Source organism: Pedobacter sp. GSP4, from assembly GCF_051857575.1.
GTDB lineage: Bacteria > Bacteroidota > Bacteroidia > Sphingobacteriales > Sphingobacteriaceae > Pedobacter.
Genome location: NZ_JBPZIR010000003.1, coordinates 739,366 through 761,012, shown reverse-complemented (window position 1 = coordinate 761,012; position 21,647 = coordinate 739,366). Strand labels below are relative to the sequence as shown.

16 protein-coding genes are annotated in these 21,647 nt (G+C 36.2%); 4 read left to right on the top strand and 12 right to left on the bottom strand.

The genetic code is table 11. The features are described 5' to 3' along the window. Positions 1-4: 4 nt before the first annotated feature. The 3 genes from ACS5PU_RS10500 (at position 5) to ACS5PU_RS10490 (ending at position 5,266) form a co-directional block, all read left to right on the top strand. Positions 5-3,178 carry a carboxypeptidase regulatory-like domain-containing protein gene (locus ACS5PU_RS10500; protein WP_439459238.1) on the top strand — a complete coding sequence of 1,058 codons (3,174 nt, stop codon included), beginning with the start codon at positions 5-7 and terminating at the stop codon, positions 3,176-3,178. Between the two features lie 103 nt (positions 3,179-3,281). Beyond that, positions 3,282-5,033: an ABC transporter ATP-binding protein gene (locus ACS5PU_RS10495; RefSeq protein ID WP_439459237.1), complete on the top strand. Its 1,752-nt coding sequence runs from the start codon at positions 3,282-3,284 to the stop codon at positions 5,031-5,033. 17 nt (positions 5,034-5,050) lie between these two features. After that, positions 5,051-5,266 (top strand): PLDc N-terminal domain-containing protein, encoded by a 216-nt coding sequence (locus ACS5PU_RS10490; protein WP_439459236.1) that lies wholly within the window; start codon positions 5,051-5,053, stop codon positions 5,264-5,266. 101 nt (positions 5,267-5,367) lie between these two features. Here ACS5PU_RS10490 and ACS5PU_RS10485 read toward each other — a convergent pair whose 3' ends face one another. The 11 genes from ACS5PU_RS10485 to ACS5PU_RS10435 form a co-directional block, all read right to left on the bottom strand. Then, positions 5,368-6,654, bottom strand: a complete 1,287-nt coding sequence (locus ACS5PU_RS10485) for an MFS transporter (protein WP_439459235.1) — start codon at positions 6,652-6,654, stop codon at positions 5,368-5,370. Positions 6,655-6,714: 60 nt separating this feature from the next. Continuing rightward, complete coding sequence (locus ACS5PU_RS10480; protein ID WP_439459234.1) at positions 6,715-7,998, bottom strand: HlyD family secretion protein; 1,284 nt, start codon at positions 7,996-7,998, stop codon at positions 6,715-6,717. Positions 7,999-8,013: 15 nt separating this feature from the next. Then, entirely contained in the window at positions 8,014-10,233 is a 2,220-nt protein-coding gene (locus ACS5PU_RS10475) for a peptidase domain-containing ABC transporter (RefSeq protein ID WP_439459233.1), read from the bottom strand. Then, complete coding sequence (locus ACS5PU_RS10470; protein WP_439459232.1) at positions 10,233-11,183, bottom strand: hypothetical protein; 951 nt, start codon at positions 11,181-11,183, stop codon at positions 10,233-10,235. Before ACS5PU_RS10470 ends, ACS5PU_RS10475 begins: the two co-directional genes overlap by 1 nt. Before the next feature lie 49 nt (positions 11,184-11,232). Continuing rightward, positions 11,233-12,870 (bottom strand): hypothetical protein, encoded by a 1,638-nt coding sequence (locus ACS5PU_RS10465; RefSeq protein WP_439459231.1) that lies wholly within the window; start codon positions 12,868-12,870, stop codon positions 11,233-11,235. 11 nt (positions 12,871-12,881) lie between these two features. Next, a complete protein-coding gene (locus ACS5PU_RS10460; RefSeq protein ID WP_439459230.1) occupies positions 12,882-13,019 on the bottom strand; it encodes a TlpA family protein disulfide reductase in 138 nt (45 codons plus the stop codon). Then, positions 12,994-14,013 (bottom strand): TlpA family protein disulfide reductase, encoded by a 1,020-nt coding sequence (locus tag ACS5PU_RS10455; protein WP_439459229.1) that lies wholly within the window; start codon positions 14,011-14,013, stop codon positions 12,994-12,996. Before ACS5PU_RS10455 ends, ACS5PU_RS10460 begins: the two co-directional genes overlap by 26 nt. Further along, positions 14,014-14,679 carry a hypothetical protein gene (locus tag ACS5PU_RS10450; RefSeq protein ID WP_439459228.1) on the bottom strand — a complete coding sequence of 222 codons (666 nt, stop codon included), beginning with the start codon at positions 14,677-14,679 and terminating at the stop codon, positions 14,014-14,016. Positions 14,680-15,172: 493 nt separating this feature from the next. Beyond that, complete coding sequence (locus ACS5PU_RS10445) at positions 15,173-16,693, bottom strand: TlpA family protein disulfide reductase (RefSeq protein ID WP_439459227.1); 1,521 nt, start codon at positions 16,691-16,693, stop codon at positions 15,173-15,175. 59 nt (positions 16,694-16,752) lie between these two features. After that, on the bottom strand, positions 16,753-16,992 hold the full coding sequence (locus ACS5PU_RS10440; protein WP_439459226.1) for a hypothetical protein: 240 nt from the start codon (positions 16,990-16,992) through the stop codon (positions 16,753-16,755). Between the two features lie 201 nt (positions 16,993-17,193). Further along, complete coding sequence (locus ACS5PU_RS10435; RefSeq protein WP_439459225.1) at positions 17,194-18,780, bottom strand: vitamin K epoxide reductase family protein; 1,587 nt, start codon at positions 18,778-18,780, stop codon at positions 17,194-17,196. A 168-nt stretch (positions 18,781-18,948) separates the two neighbouring features. Here ACS5PU_RS10435 and ACS5PU_RS10430 point away from each other — a divergent pair, with 168 nt between their 5' ends. Next, a complete protein-coding gene (locus tag ACS5PU_RS10430) occupies positions 18,949-19,665 on the top strand; it encodes a LytR/AlgR family response regulator transcription factor (RefSeq protein ID WP_439459224.1) in 717 nt (238 codons plus the stop codon). Positions 19,666-19,755: 90 nt separating this feature from the next. On the opposite strand, the gene ACS5PU_RS10425 is transcribed toward ACS5PU_RS10430, so the two are convergent. Then, entirely contained in the window at positions 19,756-21,630 is a 1,875-nt protein-coding gene (locus ACS5PU_RS10425) for a RagB/SusD family nutrient uptake outer membrane protein (protein ID WP_439459223.1), read from the bottom strand. Positions 21,631-21,647 lie beyond the last annotated feature (17 nt).

Below are 21,647 nucleotides of genomic sequence, written 5' to 3'. Positions count from 1 at the left end.
AATCATGATGAAAAATTTACTAATGGCCGTGTTGCTACTGCTGTGTTATACCCATAACGCAGCCTTGGCCCAAACTACACAGGCATCAATTTCAGGTGTAATTACCGATCAGCAAAAGAAACCCATCCCTGGGGTTTCGGTACAGATCAGGAATAACTCTACTGGTTTTACCACCAGAACCTCAACCAATGCGCAGGGGGAGTATACTTTTAAAGAGCTTCCATTGGGTGGCCCTTATACGGTAAAAGCTGCTTATATCGGTTATGCAGAGCAGAACAGAACTGGTTATATGTTAAACCAGGGCGATGCAGTTAAGATTGTCATTAACATGCAGGAAACTGCTCAAACCCTTGATGGCGTAGAGGTTAATGCATCTTCGTTAAAAAATAAAGCGCAACAGTTTGGCGCCTCTACCGAGATTTCATCAAAAACGATGAACTTGTTGCCAGTAAACGGCCGTAATTTCTCGAGCTTAACCGATTTGTCTCCTTTGGCTGGTCCAGGTGGTATATCTGGTCAGCTAGGTTCTTCTACCAACTTCACCATTGATGGTATGACCGCCAAAAACCCAACTTCGGCAGGTAGTACAACCAGTCGTAGTGGTGCACCTTATTCTATCTCTATTGAAAGTGTGAGAGAGTTTAAAGTAGTAACCAATCAATACGATGTGAGTTTGGGCCGTTCAGGTGGTGGTACCATCAGCGCTGTAACCAAATCTGGTACAAACGAGATTACCGGTAGTGCTTTTGCTTATAACCGGGCTGATTTCCTTGCGAGTAAGTATGACATCAGAGGAAACAGAAGAATGAACGATTTTTCAACTTATCAGTATGGTTTTAGTTTAGGCGGCCCTATTATCAAGGACAAATTGCATTATTTTGCCGCTTGGGATCACCAAAGAGACTCGCGCCCATTAATTATTGCTGATATTAACTCGGATGCGGATGTTGCCCGTTTCAACATTACAAATGCCACATTAAATAATTTCTTAGCGGTTGCCAGAAATAAATATGGTGTTGCCAGCACGCCGCAATTTGGTTCTTTCGATAAAAAGCGGGGAACGGATGCCGGTTTCTTACGTTTAGATTGGCAGATTGATGAAAAGAATTTATTAACGGTTAGGGATAACTATACCAACGATAGAAATCCGCTAGGATTGGCCGATAATACGGCTATCAACTTTTACGAAAGTTACGGTAATGACAAAAACGTTGATAATAGTTTATTGGCCACCTTACGTTCAACCATTAGCAGCAAAGTTACCAATGAATTAAAATTGCAGCATTTGTACACCTACCAAGCCAGTACGCAAAATGATGAATTAGGTTTTGCTATACCAAGAGCGGTAGTTTCTAACTTACAATCTACTACTCCAGCTGGCAATTTATTTACAGCTGTTCAAATTGGCGGTCACCGTTTTGGCCAGGAAGGTTTTACCAATAACGTGTTGCAATTGGTAGATAACTTATATTATAATACAGACAAAATTAAATACACATTTGGTGTAGATATCATGTATACCCATGCAAAATCATTGTATGGTAGTGAAGTAAATGGTCGTTTTACATTTAACAGATCAGGCACCGGAGCAACCGATCCAACGGCTCTACAAAACTTCGATAATTTAATACCAATCAGTTATTACCGAGAAGTTCCGTTAGTTGCTGATCCAACTGTTGTAGGCAAGTTATGGAATACTGCAATTTACGGCCAGATGCAAACCAAACTAGGCAAAGGTTTAGATTTTATAGGTGGTTTACGTTTAGATTATAGCAAGTACCCAACATCACCATTAAATCAACAATTATTTGATGCTATCGGTGTAAGAACAGACCATGAGTTAAAACAATTTTTAATTCAGCCCCGTATCCAGTTTAACTGGGATGTGAACGAAAACCATACCGACTACCTTCGCTTAGGCGCAGGTATTTTCGGATCGGATGTTAACAACTATGTAACCATTAACAACTTAACATTTGATGGTAAACACCTGGCAACAGTTGATGTTACGGGAACAGGTGTACCCACCCCAGACTTTATCGGCTACAGAAACGGAACCGCTACAGCACCAACTTTACCTGCATTACAAATCCCTACCATAAACACTTATGCTGATGATGCTAAAGTACCAGTGGTTTATAAAGCCAACCTATCATATAACAAATTAATAAATGATAAAATAAGGATAGGTATCACCGGTTATGCAACTTTAGCACGCAACAACTACATGTATGTTGACCGGAATATGGTTGCTAACCCTTTCTTCACCTTATCAAATGAGGGAAACAGGGGTGTTTATGTACCTGCAAACAGTATCATTCCCGGTAATGGAACTACAGATTGGAAAAGAGGCCGTTTAACCAATCAATTTGGCCGTGTGCTGGAATTGAACAGCCAAGGTAAAGTAAATCAATTTGCTGTTGTTATAGATGGTACCTGGAAGTACTTTAAAGACGGGGAAATTTCAGCAAGTTATACCTGGAATGATACCAAAGACAACACCTCTTACAACGGTAATGTGGCCAACTCAGCTACACTATCATTACCTGTTATAGACGATCCAAGAAACTTAAGCAAAATGACCTATTCAAATGGTCAGTTCAGAAACAAAGTGGTAGTTTACGGAACCTTACCATCATTTTATGGTATTAAAGCCGGTATTCGTTATTCGGGTATTGGTGGTACTAGATATAGTTTATTATCTGGTGGTAATACCAATGGCGATTTTGTTGCAACAAACGATTTAGCCTATATCTTCGACAGATCAAATACCAATGTACCAGCAGCACTTAGAACTGGTTTACAAACTTTATTGGATAATGGCGCTGCAAGCCAGAGTTTGAAAGATTATATCACTAAGTATGAGGGTACCTTTGCCGAGCGTAATGGCGGTATCAATGGTTTTTATGGTACAATTGATTTAAGACTGGCCTACCAGATTAAATTCGGGCGCGGTAAAAAACAAAGTATCGAAATTTCTGGTGATTTGTTTAATGTAGCCAACTTGTTTAAGAAAACCTGGGGTACATCAGAAACTTTAGGTACGCAGGCATTATATGCAGTTACAGGTTTTGATGCGGCTGCTTCTAATTACAACTACCGTGTAAACAATACCGGTATCGTTATACCAACGGGTACCCCTTGGCAGGCACAGATCGGTTTACGTTACGGATTTTAAACAAAAATTGGCTAATTATCTTAGCTTAAAGTCATAAAAAGAGGGAATGGATTTTTATCCGTTCCCTTTTTTTATGTTTGCATTCACAAACAACAAAACTTTCATGGGATTATTACTTAACTACCTGAAACACCACAAGTGGATTGTGGCTTTGGCACTATTGCTTGCAGGTATAAATATTGGCTTTTCACTTTTAGATCCATACATTACAGGGCGTATTTTAGACCGCTTTATCAATAAAAAAGATTCGTTAACCTATAACCAGTACCTTTGGGGTTCGCTTGGTTTAATCGGTCTGGCTATTGGAGCAGCGATGGTTTCGCGTATTGCCAAAAACTTTCAGGATTATTTTACCAGCGTAATTGTTCAGAAAGTAGGCGCCAAAATGTACGCCGATGGTTTACAGCACTCTTTAAAATTGCCTTATCAGGTTTTCGAAGATCAGCGCAGTGGCGAAACCCTGGGTATTTTGCAAAAGGTACGTTTAGATTCGGAGAAGTTTATTACCGCATTTATCAGTATCCTTTTTGTAAGCTTAATCGGAATGATTTTCGTTATCGTATACTCGGTTTCGGTAAGCTATAAAGTTACGCTCGTTTATTTCTCCGCCATTCCGATCATCAGTTTTGTGAGCTGGTTTTTAAGCCGTAAAATTAAAACCATCCAACGCTCTATTGTTGGCGAAACCACCGCTTTGGCGGGTTCTACAACCGAATCTTTGCGCAACATCGAACTGGTAAAAAGTTTGGGATTGGCCGATCAGGAAATTGAAAGACTGAACAAAACTACTTATAAAATATTGGGGCTCGAGCTTAAAAAAGTGAAGTACGTACGCAGTATGAGTTTTGTTCAGGGCACTACGGTAAACCTGGTGCGCAGTACAATGGTACTGGTTTTACTGTTGTTAATTTTCGATAATACCATTTCTGCCGGTCAGTATTTTTCTTTCCTTTTTTATTCGTTCTTCCTTTTTGGCCCACTACAAGAGCTTGGTAATGTAATCCTAACCTGGCGTGAGGCCGAAGTATCGTTGGGCAACTTTAAAAAGATCTTAAATACACCGATTGACAAGAAACCGGAAAACCCAACTTCTATACAGAAGATTAAAGATTTAACTTTTAACGAAGTTGGTTTTAAACACCAAACGGCCAACAGAAATGCCTTGGAAAACATTTCTTTTAAAACCCACAACGGACAAACCATTGCTTTCGTTGGGCCATCGGGCTCGGGTAAAACCACCCTGGTTAAATTGTTGGTGGGTTTATATCCGCCAAAAGCCGGTGAAATATTATACAACGGTATACCAAGCCACGACATCGATTTAGATGCCCTGCGCGAAAAAATCGGTTTCGTAACACAGGATACACAATTGTTTTCGGGTACGATAAGGGAAAACCTATTGTTTGTAAACCCGAACGCAACAGATGAAGAATGTTATAAAGTATTGAAGCAGGCTGCCTGCCAAACGCTACTGGCCAGGGCCGATAAAGGTTTAGATTCGTTAATTGGCGAAGGTGGCGTTAAGGTTTCGGGTGGTGAGAAACAACGTTTATCTATCGCGAGGGCATTGCTCCGCCAACCGGATATTTTAGTATTTGATGAGGCCACCTCTTCACTGGATTCGATTACAGAAGAAGAGATTACCAAAACCATCCGTTCGGTATCTGATTTAACGGATCACATTACCATTTTAATTGCGCACCGCTTATCAACCATTAAGCATGCTGATAGGATTTATGTGCTGGAGAAAGGCCATATTATTGAGCAGGGTAAACACGAAGAGTTAATTGCCCAAAATGGTTTATATCAGGCCATGTGGCGTCAACAAATTGGCGAAAGAATTGTTGAAGTGTAGTACATAAAACAATTAGTATGTTATTAGCACAGATAGAAAGCAATCAGATCGCCATTATCATCATTGTTGCAGCCATACTCTGGCTGGCCCTGATATTAACAGCGGTATATCACATCTCTAGAAACAGCAGCATGGGTTTCTCGGTGAAGGTACTTTGGTTTATCATTATATTGCTTGCCCCCTTTCTAGGATCGATTATTTATTTGATCTGGGGAAAGAATAAGAAGTTTTAAATTTACCATGGTCCGTGTTTTCACGGGCCATTTTTGTTTGATTTCTAGCATTGTCAACTTTCTAGCAAACGGGCTATTAAAGTTGACAACTCTAATAGTAACTAAGCCGCTTTAGTGGTCTGTTCGTTAATATCCTGCAGGCTTAACTTGGTTAGAGATTTTGTTTTTAACCAGGTAATACCAGCGATGGCTATCGTCATACTTCCACCAAAAACTACGGCAGGTACCAGTGTTAACAATTTAGCCGATAAACCTGATTCAAACTCACCAATTTCATTCGAAGAACCGATAAACATGCTATTTACAGCCGAAACGCGCCCACGCATATCATCAGGCGTAAGCAATTGCATAATTGTTTGGCGGATAATTACACTCACACTATCAAACGATCCTTCGAGGAACAAGAAAAATAACGTAAGGTAAAAGTTTTTAGAAAGGCCGTAACAAATTATACTTAAACCGAAACCAGTTACAGCGATTAACAGATTGCGCCAAGGTTTACCCATTGGCGAAAAACGGGTCATGGCCAGCATTGTAATTACCGCTCCCAAAGATGCCGCTCCCCTCATCATGCCTAAACCGTAAGATCCCAAATGGAAAACGTCTTTTGCAAACATAGGTAACAAAGCTACGGCGCCACCAAAAAACACAGAAAAGAGATCTAAACTCATGGCCCAAACCATCATCTTGGTTTTAAAAACAAATTGAATCCCTTCTTTTAAACTATGGAATATATTTTCTTTTGGCACATAGGTAGATGGATGTTTTTTGAAGTTAAAGATACAGATCAATGAAATCGATATCAGCACAACAATAAAACTGTAAGCGGCCGTTATGCCCCATAACCAGTTTACAAAACCACCAGCCACAGGACCGATAATGGTAGCCAATTGCCAACTGCTGCTATTCCATGTGCTCGAATTTGGATATAGTTCTTTAGGTACAATTTTAGCCATTAAGGAGAATGTTGCAGGACCAAAAAACCCGCGGGCAATACCGATACAGAACACCAAGCCGTACATAATCAGTACAATCAGGTCTTCTTTAAGGTGGAGGTATTTACTGGTAATAATCAGCATCAAAACTGAAGCAAGCCAAACGCCTGCGAAAATCTTGATCAACAATCCGCGCTTTTCGCTTTTATCGGCAATGTAACCACCGTATAACGCAATGCCAATAGCGGGTATCGCCTCACACAAACCAACCAAACCCAGTTTTAGGGGATCGTGTGTTAAATCGTAAATGTGGTAACCTATAACAACAGCCTGCATTTGGTAGGCCAGTGTAAAAAAGAATCGCATACCCAGGAACGATCTAAATTCTTTATACCGCAGGGCGGCGAATGGATCGGGTTTTACGATAGCGGAATTGGGATCTGAATCTGTCACAGAAAAAAGTTTATCTGCAAAACTACGTCATGAGCAATAAGATAATGGTATATTTTTTAATTAATTACCACTATTTAACATTTTAGTTATATTTCTAAAAAAGCGCTCTAGCAATGAACTCTTTTCCGTAATGATTTCCACATCAGCTTGCATACCGTTCTTCAGGATAATTTTCCGGTTAGGATCTTTATTTTCAAAAGCTTCAAAACTTACTTTTGCTATAAAGACGCTGTCTTTGTAAGCCACATCTGATATATAAGAGAGTCGCCCCCTAATCATGCCATATTGTTCAAAGGGATAGCTCCTTAATTTCACTAAAGCGAGTTCACCTTCATGTATTTTCCCCATATTATATTGGGGAATTTGTATCTCCCCAAAAAAGCTGGCATTCCCTGGGTTTATGATGAAAATTTCTTGACCAACTACAACATTTTGGTTTTGTTGTACAATACCTGCAAAACTTAATTTACCCGCGAAAGGTGCCTTTAAAATATGCTGCAATATCCAATTATCACTTTCAGTTATACATTGGTTTAAGGCTTGCCCAAATTTTGCCTGCTCTTCTGCTATAGTGTGCTTAATATCCAACAATTCCTTCTCTTTTGAGGCATAGTTACTGGAATTATTCAACATAGCCATTTCAGTTTGTTGAAGCGGATACTTAGCCGATAAAAATTTGTTTTCTTGTTGGGTAAACTCACTTCTCGAAATCACCTTATTTTTGAACAGTTTCTGATAGGCCTTATATTCTGTTTCCTGGTTTGCATATTCAAGCATTTGAATCTTTTGCTGTTTTTTAATTTGACTTTTTAAGGCATTAATATCATTTAAATCACGTGACAAAAAATCTAGTCTATTCATATAGTAACCATTTTTTTGTGTTGACTGATATTGAAGGTATTGCTGATAAAAGCTTTGATAACTAGCTTGAAGCTCTCCTAAATTTAAATTAGTAGGTAGGTGAGTTATTTCACAGGTAATTTTAAGATTTCGCTGAAAACTTTTTAACTGGCTATTTAACTGAAGGATCTGCTCGTGATTCGCCGTACTTTCAAGATAAGCCAGTAATTGGTTTTCTTTAACCATTTGCCCATCTTCTACCAATAATCTAATAAGTTTTCCACCCTGTTTTGCTAAAACAGTTTTAGGAGCATTTAAGGAATTAACTTTTAAACCAGTTCTTATAACATCAGGGTAATCGATTAATGCAGAAAGTAGAATAATTCCAGAAAGTACAGCAAAAATTAAGGCAATACCCCAACGTAAAATCCAAGCTGGAACTGCAGTAATGATTTCGTTCACTTCTTCACTATTCAGATAGATTGTTTCTGATTCTATTGGCATCTTTGATCGTTTTAATTAATTACCGAGTTCCAACTGGTTTTTAACCAAATTATAGTATTCACCTCTAGTACTGGTAAGTTCGGCATGCGAACCTTGCTCTACAATAATACCTTTATCGAGCACTACAATATTATCTGCATTTTTAACGGTACTCAAACGATGGGCCACCACGACCACTGTTCTCCCCCTAAAAAAATCTTCTAAATTTTCCATTATTACCTTTTCATTATTAGCATCGAGGGAATTGGTTGCTTCATCAAAAAAGATATACTCTGGGTTTTTATAAACTGCTCTTGCAATTAAAATCCGTTGCTTTTGCCCCTGACTAATGCCATTACCTTCGGCACCGATCTTGGTATGAAAACCTAATGGAAGGCTTTCTATCAAATCACTGATGTTGGCCATTTTGATAGCATGCTGAAGCTTGTCAGAATCGGGGTGTTCATCTCCAACAGCTATATTTTTTGCAATACTATCTGAGAATATGAATCCGTCCTGCATTACAACTCCACATTTTCCACGCCAATATCTATAACCAATCTGATCAATGTGGGTTGTGCCAACTTTTATTTCACCTTTTTGCGGAATATAAAAACGTAAAAGCAGCTTCAAAATAGTAGTTTTACCGCTTCCACTCATCCCAACAATGGCCGTAATTTTACCTTCTGGAATGGCTAAATCAATGCCTTTCAAAACAGGCTCATTTCCTGCACCTGGATAATTAAAACTTAAATTATTAATGGTAATACTTTTATTTAAGGGTAATTCTTTTAAAAAAGTTTTATCCAGCGGCTCTTCGTCATCCATCCTTTGTATTTCGTTAAGGCGTTCTAAACTTATTTTAGCATCCTGAAGCGACTGGATAAATCCTAACAATTGCTCTATCGGACTATTCACTTGACCAACAATGTACTGCACAGCCATCATCCCCCCTAAAGTTAAATTGCCATCAATTACCGATTTAGCAACTAAAAATGTAATAAGGATATTCTTACCTTCATTGATAAAAAAAGCTCCGGTCTGTTGTATTTGCCCCAATGACAAACTTTTAATGCTAAACCTGAACAAACCTGCCTGCAGTCGTTCCCACTCCCACCGTTTTTGCTGCTCACAGTTGTTCAGCTTAATTTCTTGCATACCACTTATGAGCTGTACAATAGCACTCTGGTTTTTGGAAGATAGGTCAAATCTTTTAAAATCAAGATCTCTTCTTCTTTTGAGAAAAGCAATTACCCAAGCAGAATAAAGTGCACTGCTCATCAAAAAAATAAGGAAAATGTTTAAATTATAATAAGCTAATACTACTGCAAAAACAACTAGATTAAACATCGAGAAAATAATGCTTAAAGTAGAACCTGTTAAAAAATTTTGAATCCTTCCCTGATCATTCATACGTTGCATAATATCACCAGTCATTTTTGTATCGAAGAAACTCATAGGTAATTTCATCAGCTTAATCAAAAAATCTGTTAAGATTGAAATGTTAATTCTTGTGCTGATATGCAATAAAATCCACGAACCGATAAAATCCACACTCATTCTACCCAAAAACAACATGGTTTGTGCAATTAAAATAATGTAGATAAAATTTAAGTTTCGAGTGTTAATTCCGATATCAACAATGGACTGGGTAAGAAAGGGTACAATTAATTGCAATAAACTACCTACTCCCAAACCCGCAAATAACTGGATTATCAGTTGCTTATACCGATATAGATAGCGCAATAAATAACTCCAGTTTAAGCCATTATTTTTATCCCCTTCTTGCGCATATAAATCAGGAGTTGGCAAAAGTGCGAGAGCTATACCCTGACTTTCTCCATTATTATGAGTACTTAACCAACCTTTTACAAATTCTGTATGATTATATTTTATTAAACCTTTAGCCGGATCGGCAATGTAATATAGATAGTCGCTTTTATTCCCTGCCCTTTGCCTTTCCGATTTAATCTTATAAAGCACTACGAAGTGATTTTGATTCCAATGTATAATTATCGGAAACTCCGTATCAGCTAATTGGCTTAAGGTAAGTTTGCTACCAATGGTTCTGAAACCAATTTTTTCCGCAGCTTCGCTAATGCCCAATAAAGATACCCCCTCTTTATTAATCCCCGAAACCTCTCTTAACCGCTGTAAGCTAAAATTTTTACCATAATGCTTGGCCACCATACGTAAACAGGTGGGCCCACAGTCCATTTGGTCGGGTTGTTTGTAAAAAGGGAAAGCTCTAACCATTAATTTAATAACCAAATTTCAGCAATTTCATTCTTAAATAATGAAGATGTTAAAGCACTTTCAAGTCTAGAAAGCCCAATAGTTTTTTTAAACTTATAATCAACTTTGAATATTAAACTTAAATAATTATTAATATAATTTGTTTGAGCATTTAAATTTTCCAAATGTTCTGCATTTAAATATCTGTAATATGTTTCTCTTGCCAAATTCAACCATTGTTTTTCATTCAGTTTTATTGCAACATTTACATAAGCATGAACTAAATAAATGCAATTAACTTGTGAATACACTTCATTATCTTCAAAAGCTCGTTTTAAAAACGATGAAATAATATAGATTCCTCGTTCTGCAGATCTGGTATTCAATCGACTGGAAAATAATTTCTCAAAAAAAATTAAAGATTGAGCAGTTGTTATAATTTCTTGGCTTGAAAAATCTAAGATTTTCTTATTTAACAATCCTACTTCTAAATTGGTAAACCAATTTAATAGTTCGTCGGATAAAAGAACTAAACATTCGTTAAGACATATAATCCTATACCGATTTTGATTAGGGTTTTTTGCCTGGAGTCGTTTATAAAAAAATAAACCTTTGCCTAATAAGCCATCACCGAGCATGATCGATGATTTTTTTTCAAATACAACATCTTTATATAAGTAGTCATCAATATCTTCTAATATTTCATCAGTATTAATATTGATAAAGTTATTTTGAGCTAACCATTCTATAGCAAATCCCAAACCAGCCAGCCCATCTTCAAAATTACATGAACTAATTTGATTAACGTTATCTGCTATATGCTCCAATAAAATTTCTGCCCGTTGTTTTAGCTTATCATTATCCAGCGATTCGATAAATAATGATAAACAGTCTCCAACATCACCATTGAACAATCCCGTTGATTTATCGCGTCTAGGAGTTTTTCTTTTTTCGTATTCTGTAATTAACATATTTTCTTACTGTCTATTCTGTATCCAATCATTAATTATTATAGACGGCTCAAGATATTATCGATTTTACGGGATTAGGTAGTCTCCACTTCTGCTTTTCATGATAAAGATGAAATAAAGGGCCGTCAATCCGTTTCGTTTTATGCCCAAGCATCCTCAATCGTTTAACACGCTCAGCATTTTCAGATCCAAAGAATTTAAGATTTTCGTTGTCACAGCCAACCTTAATGTAAGTACTCCTATTCAAAAAAACACAAGCTCCATCTGTACTCTTTGGGGTATTAAATTGTTTATTTTTGTTAGCTATCAAAAATTGCTCATCCAGTATTCTAATAAATATTGTCTTTAAGAGCATATCAACGTTATATCGATAGCCATTATAAGGTAGTATAACGTCGCAGCTAGAATTCCTAAGCAACATCACTGATTCAACAACCTGATTAGTAGGCAAAATCGCATCAGCATCGTAAATAGAAATATAAGGTGTCTTGGCTTCGTTTATTAAAATATTATTATATTTTGTTCTATGTAGCACCATATTCTCATCCTTAACAAATACATATTTGATATCTCGATGAAGTATTTTCTTCTGTAGCTTAGCTGTCTTATCAGCTTCCAGAAGCAAGATTTTTGTTTTAAAATGAGTACATAAATATCTAGTCACCGCATAAATGTTTTCGAGCCTGTCTTGCGAGTCCACCTTTACAGACATCAAGAAAGTAACATCTTTCAAATCAATTCTTTGGCAATCAACACATCTATTATATTCCTTAATTATTCCTATCAAAGGATAACTACATTTTCTTTTATTTATTTGAGTAAAATCATCAAAAAATGGTTCGTAATAAAAATAATTACTTTTTCTAAATAAACTTTTATTCTCTAAAGCAACTCCTCCGGTATAATGTAAAATTCGCTTCGATTTCCATTCTTCAATATCACTATACGCCCAACTAAAATCTAATTCTTTATGGATCTGAAAATTTTTATTAAAGAAAATAGCGTTCCACCACATTACCCACATATCAGTCAACCATGCATCAATGATACTAGTCTTATTACCAACCCTATTGAAAAACTCTTTTTGTGTTCTATACGTAGACAGAAATTCAAATAATGTCTCGCAATCTATTTCATTCTTTTGCCAAAACTTTATGTCACAATTTTTCAGCAGGTATTGTGCACCACCAGCATTATTATCAGTTTCAAGTATTTTAATTGGATCTACTTTGATAATATCACACATATTATAGAACAAATCCTCATCTCCATTTGATTTAATATACTTAGAATCCAGATAAAAACGAGTATCTGACACATACCATATATCATCATTTATTAAATCGTTAAAAGCCGGTAAACTGGAAAAAATAATATCTGAATCATGATAGAAAACCACTTCATTTTGTAAAAATTCAAAAGCTTGAAAATGTTTTGAAATTATATGGGGACGCAATGAAGATAGGTAGAGGCTATTTTTTCTTGTATCTTCATAAAAGTGAATATTAACATCCGGATTTTTCTCTTTAAATGCCCTAAACTCTTGAGATATACCTTTCTTTATATCAAATCCTACCAGAATGTGTATTTGTTCAGGTTTTATACCATGCTTAATAAAATTAAACAACTGTAATTTAAGTTGCCAAAGGAAATAATATTGATCGGGTTGAGCTGATAAATAAATCATAAATTATTATTTTATTTCCCAAATAATTCTCTTAATTTTTCTTCTAACTGTTGCATGGTTAAATCTCTTGCTATTATTTCTCCCTTTGCACTTATCAAATAATTGGAAGGAACATAGCGCACATTATATTTTTTTTTTTGCCAGCTCATTAAAATCGCTTAATTGTGTCCATAAATTTGTGCCATCAACTTTTATTGCACCAACCCATTTATCATAGGAGTCTGGTCTATCAATAGTTACTGCAACAATATTAAACCCCAGTCCAGCATATTTAGTGTATAGCTTCTTTAATGATGGGCTTTGCTCCCTACAAGGAATGCACCAGCTTGCCCAAAAATCAACCAGTAGAAACCTTTTGTTTAAATCTAAAACATCCACTGCATTCCCATTTGTATCTGATAATGAAATATTATTAAATAACATGCCTATACTCATTCTTTTTGCAATTTCTATCTTATTCAATAATTTTTTACCTAATGGTAATTCTTTAATGCTTTTACTTAACCTACTGAATAACAATTCGATTTCTTGAGGGGAAGATTTTATTCTCTGATTATTATAAGGTCTTTCTGCAAATTCACACAATGCATATAATCCAGATACATTATCCAAATTCCTTGTATAATGCTCTTTATACACCTGAATATCAATAATTCTATCTATTGAATCTCGAACAATCTCGACCCTTTCCTCAGCAGAAGAAATACTTTGATTTTGGTAGCTTACATTTTTAATAATACTATCTCTAATTTTATTGCCCCTATTGATCTTGCCTGTAATTTCTTCTATTTGGCGTTCAAAATTATTTTTAGGTATGAGACGTAATCTAGGTTTTAAGTCTTCCCCAACATTAATGATGTATTTAGGCAATGACGCTGTAAAACTAATACTGGTTTGTTTTTTATTCTGCCATAGCAGTTCTAGCCTAACCTTTTGCGGTTCCAAAAAACGTTTGCTGTAAACAAACTTTTGCTTCAAAACTTTACAAGAATCCACTACTGTTTCATATCCGCACAAATCTGTTAAGTAGATTTTTACCTTACTTAAATTTTGAGGAGCATTATCTAATTTAAGACTGATGTCTTGAGCTTGAGAAATTACAGTTATTTGAAACAGATAAAATGCAAAAAGATACCTAATCATCTAATTATAATATTTAGCTATTTTCAGTTTAAGTTCTTTACCAAGCACGCTATTTTTTAAGCGATCAGATAGTATTTCAAAGAGCTCTTTTGGGTTTCCCCACATTTCTTCCAATGCAGATTTTTCAACTGGAGCCTCATAAAAATTCACGTTCCCAATTAAACAATATAGACTTACCGGTGAATCCGGGTGTTGCTTTATGAATTCACTGGTGGTATAAGATTTTCTCATTTTATTAAGCTCTTCGATTTGTTTAGCAAATATTCCATCCTTCATGATTTTAGCATTTTTGGCATCCGCGGCCTTCTGAAAAGACAATTTTATGTCTTCTAACACAATATACCTAAGTTCGTTGCTCGCACCAACCAGCCATATCCTAGTTTTCAATTTCGAAGCAATTTCTGCTAAACTGACATTTGGTCTGTCATCAAAAAAAATAAATCCATACCTAAAAAATTCCTTATCTAAATCACAGGAATCATTAAATAAAAAACTCCCCTCAACAATCTTAACATTTTTAAATAAGGTATCTTTTTTACTGGGACCAACTAGATAAGCATACTTAGCATTCGTCGAGTCTATGATCGATCCTTCAATCTTAAATGTGATGACTTGAGCGGACAAAAAAGCTGGAAACAAGAATAATATTATAATTATAAATCTCATATTTCAATAATTTACTATAATTTCAAAACATATGTTAGGAAGAAATATCTTCCTAACATTAAAACTGAAGCCACTTTATGTGGTAACCACTGGTCCACCGCCACCATTACGACCACAAGTATCACTACAATATGTTAAGCCACCCTGATCGTTCGGACCTTGAGGTTGAGTTGATTGCCATGAGAGGCAACAATTATAGCAAATATCATAACTAGAGTTTCCCCAATCATTGCATACTGAGGTATCATTTAGGTTAGTTCCCCCATCACTTTTTTCAACTGTGCTCTTGTTAGCACTTCGCCTTTATCAAAGGCATTTGGGTTTAAACTTAATTTTTTCATAATTAAATTTTTAAATTTGATTTTTAAGATTTTGTTACCCTTTCATGCGAGGTTAGCTTAAGCAGTACAGATAAGGATCGGTACTCATTATAGGAAGTTCTTTGCTCGATATCAGCTTACTTTGAGCAAACGGACCGTTTATTTTATTTGTTTTATAAAAGACTGTTGATCATTCTTTTAACTTCTTCACTTCCCGGAAAGCCGATAAATTTATTAACAAGCACACCTTTTTTATTATACAATAAATATGATGGAATACCCTCGAACTCAAAATTTTTCATAATATAATTCCATTGGGACCCATTCAAATAATAATGCTCATTTCCTATCCCTTTAATTTTTTGTTCCCACAGCTTTCGAGGTGAAGAACCATTTGTAACATATATAAATGCTACATCCTTATTACGAAAATTATCTTTTGTACTTCTAAATTGTTGCATTGCATCCAAACAGGGAGCGCACCAAGTTGCCCAGAGGTCAATAAAAACAGCTTTTCCTTTATGTTTTGATACAATTGTTTCAATAACTTTTTCATTAGCAACTGATGAAACATCATTTACAAAAAAGGGAGATTTTAGCATATCCTGTTCTATAACCTGCTTATTTTTTCGAAATAAAATCTTTGCAATTTCTCCTTTCTTCCAATAATTTATTATATTTTTCTTTTGCTTTTCAGTCAGTGGCTTTACTTCTTCGTTTAGTTGTTTAGCATAGGAGTTAGCCGCTAAAATATCATAATATGACCCATTTTTGAATCCTACTAAATCCGACAAAATAGCTTTAACACTTGCTAACCACGATGGGATATCGCTTTCTCCGATTGCAGGAAGTGCTAATATTTCATTTCCTAGAATTTCTTTCTGAAATTCTAGGAAATTAAAACAATATAAATATTGTTGGTCATTGAGATTAAGGTCTTTTAAAAACCGGAAATAGGTTTTATCAATCTTTTCTATACTGGGTTCTTTGCTCTTGTCTACATTTGTATTACGATAATTCAGTATCATCTGATCTTTGTAATCAAATACAAATGAATAGTATACAATTAAACGCTGATCTTTAATCAGCACATCCTTTAATTCTTTTGATATTAATGTATCATTATTTACAATCGCCAATCTCTCCGATAAAGCATTTTTAACGTAATTCAGAAAATAATCAGTACTTTTATTATACAAAGGTTCCGGTGTTCTACCCGAGCGGTATCCAATCATTTTATTCTGAACCTCAAAACCATGGATCACATCATTTTGATTCATACTAGGTGTGACATGAATATTTTCGATTCCAAAATTTGACTTATAAGCAATATCAAGGTTAGTAACAGTACCGCTTTTCAATTTAACGAGAAGATATTTCTCTGGCGCTAAACTTGTATTCAGTGCTATCAAAGAAACAACTGTTTCAACATTTACTTCAATAGAAAAATTCCCTGTCCGATCAACAAACGCTTTGTATTTAGCATACTCTCCCGAAATTGGATGTGGAATAGTAACATTTATAAAAATGCTATCTTTACTTGACCCACTGAGACTTTTTATACTTCCAGTTAACTTAGCTGTACCCGCCTTTACAAATGGTTCAGCTACAACCATACCGACTGCCTGTTTATATATTAACAAAAACAGAAGGCTATATATGTAACAAAGATTTGATTTAGTTATATTGATCATAGTTTTTCATTTGATTCTAGCAGAGCTTTCCTCAAGATCTGCTAGAATGATGGGGTTTATTATATAAGACTTGAACAAGCTAAGGGAGAGGCCAGATATGATCGACAATGCCCTTCATATGAAGTACCTTCATATGTCCAAACGCAATAATCACCATCTTTCTTATCTTGACAAGCTGTTATTTTGGGAGATTCACCGCTTTCTGGGGCACTTCCACCCCCCATCACTTTTTTCAACTGTGCTCTTGTTAGCACCTCGCCTTTATCAAAGGCATTTGGGTTTAAACTTAATTTTTTCATAATTAAATTTTAAATTTGATTTTTTAGAATTTTGTTATCCTTTCACGCAAGGATAACTTAAGCGATACCAATATACGTTGGTATTCGTTCTTGGGGCAGTTTCGTTTGCAACCGTTCTGCCCCTTTTTGCACAAAAGATTGTTAACATGAGATAAATCTTTAAATAAACCCAATAACTATCCTATGAGTGTTTGGCATCTTTTAGCTTAATAAATATTTTATATCTTCCAGCCTATAAGGCTCCGGTAATTTATAGCCATTAATCAGTATGGTAGGTGTAAAGGAGATTTCAGCTCTTTCACACCAATCCTTTTGCTTTTGCGTTACCGCATTCATTTCACTACTAAAATTAACTGGGTATTTCTCTGCCCATTGCTCATACTTTCTTGATGGTGAGCCATACCAATCATTGAGGGCCTGTTCAAGCATAACTACATCTTTAGATTGAGTTAAAGCACTAATGTGCCGAGAAACTTTTGTTCTGGTATCGTCTTCGTGATCAGCCGTAGTAAAAATAATTTTTAACTGTAGATCGTCTCTTGTTTTAAGCCACTCATCCAAAGTTTGATGGGCCTTACCACATGGCCCGCAAAATGGATTGCTAACTATTGTAATTATCGTTTCGGCTTCGGGATTACCTAAAACAACGGGCAGCAATTCATCATTTATAACATAACGTGGTTGGTTGATTAAGGCTTGATTGAAAAGTAGATCATTATATTTAAACTTTTTAACCTGCTGTTTAAGCGGCTCATATTCAGTATTATTAAGCAAGAACGGTTTTAGCAATGACCAAATTAAAATGGGAAAAAGTAAACAAATTAAGCTAGAAAGGGCAGTTAAGAAAGGAGGGCTAGATAAGCTTGAAGACCAAAGGTTAAAGCCTAAAAACGTCAAATTTTCGAGTAAGAGAACAGCCTGTACCGCACAACAAAGCATACACCAATTCTTATGCCTGAACTGATAGCTAATAGAATAAAAAGTATAGGGCAAGGCTAGTATACTAAGCAATACCACGAAATTAATACTACCGGCATTTAACAACAAACAAAGAAAAGTACCCGTAAAATAAAAGAAACCCACCTCACTCCAACTTAACCAATTGGTAATTTTGGCCACATCTGATTTTAGAATGGCGTTGCAATTGTTCTTATTGCCTAAGCTACATAAGTTTTGAACAAGGGGATTGTTAGCATCTATGCTATGGGCCAATAAGAGAACACTCAATCCAATCCCTGTAAGTTTTAATAATAAAAATAGGCCATAACCAACAGTAAGCGATTGATACGGTAAGGCAAATAAAATAGCTCCTATAATTATCAATATAAAAAAGGGAATTTTTACCGTATTAAATACTTCGGCTAAGCGGGCATTTTTATAATTGGGTTCAGTACTCTCATTATTGGCCTCAGCACGTAAAACACTTCCGCTCCATTTCTGTAAAAATTCATCTTCAGGCATTAAAGCTTTTAAATGCTTTTCGTCACTGTAAGAAATTTGCCCTTGACTATTAACCCCATTGACTAAAATAAAGCTACCCCCATTTGAAGTTAATTGAGCAATATATGGCATTTCATACTCTTTATAATTTACTTTCGGGATGTTTCTTGCCTCGTTAGCAATATACCAATCGCTAAGGCAATCGGTTACAGCCATTAGACTTGGGTAATCCGGATGATCAGTTAAACATTGTGCAACAGTTGTTTTTGTTACGCTCACTTTTAATTTTTCAACTAACAATTGTGTTACTGCTACAATATTATTCGACTGCCTTTTAAATAAATTCATATCTGGTTAGCATTTTACTATTACAAATTGCAAACAATAGAATTTACATTTTTAATTATTATTCCAACCCCCTTAAAATATTATGCAAGCCCGAAGAATTAACAAAATTTTCAACTAAAATATCCGTTATTTAATAAATTTAACTTAACCTCTATCTTATAAAATATTTTGATACCATTTTCTTGTATAATCGTAGATGATGAACCAATTGCATTAAAATTGCTTGCTGGTTGTATCGGTAAAATATCAAGTCTGAATTTAGTTAAAGCTTATTCAGATCCTGTATTGGCTTTACAGGAAATAATTACATCGGAAAACATGGTAGACTTTGCATTCATTGATGTAGAAATGCCTGGCTTAAATGGTGTATTACTTGCAGAAAAAATTGCCCATAAAGCAAATAATATTGTGCTAGTTAGTGCGCATATTGTATATGCTATCGACGGCTATAATGTTAATGCGAAGCATTTTTTATATAAACCTTTTGACTTCGAATCTTTTGAAAGTATGATAGGCAGAATTATTAATAATTTAGCTAAAGAAAAGCCCTATATTATGGTAACACTAGGCAGTAAAATGCAGGTGCAAAGAGTTTATGTCGATGAGATAATTGCTATCAAAGGAAATGGGAACTACATTAATATACATACCATTAATGGTGTGCTAGTATCCTATTATAAATTATCAGATATGGAGCATGACCTTAAGATTTTTTTATTTATGAAGCGGATTAGCAAATCTTATATTATATCTATCAAGCATATTGAAAAAGTAGAGGGATTTGCAATTTCGCTTAAGAATAATTTGAATTTATCAGTAGGAGAAAGTTACCGATCAGATTTCAAAAAAAGCATAAAAAAACTTCTTTATTCTAATCTAACTTAAAAACACTAAACCGGAACCTGATGTACTGATTAATGTTATAAAAGCCCGATGCGCGTTGATACGCATCGGGCTCTCCTTGTACCGGTTAACTTAATAACCCGGGTTTTGCTCCAATAGGTTATTCTTGTTTATTTCATCGCGGCTAAATGGCCTGAAATAAAGTTTATTGTCCCAGCTCCTGTTCTCCTGTGCATTTTCTTCTACCGGACTATAGGTATAATCGTAAACAGTATTATCGTAGTGGTAAGGGGCCGACATGGTTTTGCCTGGCTTAAATTTACCCGTAACCTTGATATAGGTAACCTTTCTACCGAGTGTTTCTTCTGCAATTAACCACCTGCGTGCATCGTGGTAACGTTGTTCTTCATAAGCCATCTCGATACGGCGCTCGTGGCGGTACACGGCTCTCAAACCAGCCTGATCTGTAGCGGTAACCGCTGGCATACCCGCCCTGAAACGGATTTTATTTAGCCAATTGGTGGCATCGCTCAGCTCGCCAAGTTCAATACTGGCTTCAATGTAATTAAACACTGCTTCGGTATACCTAAAGAAAGGCCAAGGCACATTTTGCGACATCGAGGCATCTACAATGGTTGGATCTGGATCTATAAACTTATGGTAGTAATATCCGGTCCAGCTACCGTTCCAGTTTTCAATAGAACTTCCACGGGTATCCAAACCTTTAAAATCAATTCTTGAACCGTTATCAATCAGATCGTAAATCCCGGTCTGGATCTGGCTGGCCGGATCTACATTGCCCGATGCCTTATCGCGGGGTTTCCAACCGGCACCATCATATAAAACGGTTGCGTAAAAGCGCGGATCCCTGTCTGTGTAAGGGCTGGCTTTTTGAGCAGGATTGGTCCAGCTAAACCTGGTACCGTCTTTCATCTCATAATCATCAACCAGCAGGCCGATCGGCGTATTGCCCGCCCAGTTATGATAACCATTCGGGCCATTCTGCTGTGCATGTTTAATATTGCTCTGAATAATGAAATAGCGGGCAAAGATCAATTCGGAAGCAGCCGCAGCATCTATATTTGGTGCTTTACTCGCTCCACCCATGGCTATACTTTTATAGTTTAAGCTTCCATCGGCTGCAGAAACCGGAGCTGTAAGCCCAAGTTTATAACCAGTACCCAAATCCATAACAGCTTTTGCAGCGGTTTTGGCCAGTCTGTAACGTTCAGGCTGGCTTCCGCTTGCATAGCTTAGGAAATCTAATTTCTTGGCATCAATGTTTTTAATCTTATCTGTTAGCAGTGCCCTATCGTGCAAATTACTTGCAGCGTAAATCAGTACTCTTGATTTTAGTGCCAGCGCCGCAAGTGCAGTGGTGCGCCCCTTATCCAATGTTTTACCGGTAAGGAGCTTGTTAGCCTCGTCGCAGTCTTTAACTATAAAGTTTACGCATTCTTCATAAGTATTGCGTTTTACCTTAAAATCATCACTCAAAGCATATGTTTTGGCAATAATGGGTACGCCTCCATAATAGCGCAACAACTGTTGATAAAAATAAGCCCGTAAAAAATAGGCTTCGCCCAATAGCTGATCTTTTAGCGATTGGCTTGCAAGCCCGTTATCGCCGCCAACAATCCTTTCAATTGTGGTGTTGCAGGCCCTTATCCGGTTATACATCTGTTTATAGGCCCAGGTATCGTCTACCCAGCCCAATGTAGATGGATTAATGGTCGCATTATTGATCAGGTCTATCCCCCTGGTTGGGTGTGTAAACAAAGCTTCATCCGAAACAGAGGCAAGCATCTGCTCTGAGAAACCACCGTTCCCCAATCCATTGTAAATATCATTTACAAAAGCCTGGGCAAGGGCTGGGTCTTTCCAAACCAGCTCTGCAGATATTTTATCGGGAGGGTTTACATCCATAAAATCCTTTTTACAGGCCATGGCAAAAAAGGTAATCAGCAAGAGTATATATAGATTTCTATTTTGAATTATTGTTTTCATATTTTTCATCCTTTTAA

Coding starts and splice junctions, on each gene's coding strand:
- ACS5PU_RS10500 (WP_439459238.1), top strand. CDS start 5: ATGATGAAAAATTTACTAATGGCCGTGTTGCTACTGCTGTGTTATACC.
- ACS5PU_RS10495 (WP_439459237.1), top strand. CDS start 3,282: ATGGGATTATTACTTAACTACCTGAAACACCACAAGTGGATTGTGGCT.
- ACS5PU_RS10490 (WP_439459236.1), top strand. CDS start 5,051: ATGTTATTAGCACAGATAGAAAGCAATCAGATCGCCATTATCATCATT.
- ACS5PU_RS10480 (WP_439459234.1), bottom strand. CDS start 7,998: ATGCCAATAGAATCAGAAACAATCTATCTGAATAGTGAAGAAGTGAAC.
- ACS5PU_RS10475 (WP_439459233.1), bottom strand. CDS start 10,233: ATGGTTAGAGCTTTCCCTTTTTACAAACAACCCGACCAAATGGACTGT.
- ACS5PU_RS10470 (WP_439459232.1), bottom strand. CDS start 11,183: ATGTTAATTACAGAATACGAAAAAAGAAAAACTCCTAGACGCGATAAA.
- ACS5PU_RS10465 (WP_439459231.1), bottom strand. CDS start 12,870: ATGATTTATTTATCAGCTCAACCCGATCAATATTATTTCCTTTGGCAA.
- ACS5PU_RS10460 (WP_439459230.1), bottom strand. CDS start 13,019: ATGAGCTGGCAAAAAAAAAAATATAATGTGCGCTATGTTCCTTCCAAT.
- ACS5PU_RS10455 (WP_439459229.1), bottom strand. CDS start 14,013: ATGATTAGGTATCTTTTTGCATTTTATCTGTTTCAAATAACTGTAATT.
- ACS5PU_RS10450 (WP_439459228.1), bottom strand. CDS start 14,679: ATGAGATTTATAATTATAATATTATTCTTGTTTCCAGCTTTTTTGTCC.
- ACS5PU_RS10445 (WP_439459227.1), bottom strand. CDS start 16,693: ATGATCAATATAACTAAATCAAATCTTTGTTACATATATAGCCTTCTG.
- ACS5PU_RS10440 (WP_439459226.1), bottom strand. CDS start 16,992: ATGAAAAAATTAAGTTTAAACCCAAATGCCTTTGATAAAGGCGAGGTG.
- ACS5PU_RS10435 (WP_439459225.1), bottom strand. CDS start 18,780: ATGAATTTATTTAAAAGGCAGTCGAATAATATTGTAGCAGTAACACAA.
- ACS5PU_RS10425 (WP_439459223.1), bottom strand. CDS start 21,630: ATGAAAACAATAATTCAAAATAGAAATCTATATATACTCTTGCTGATT.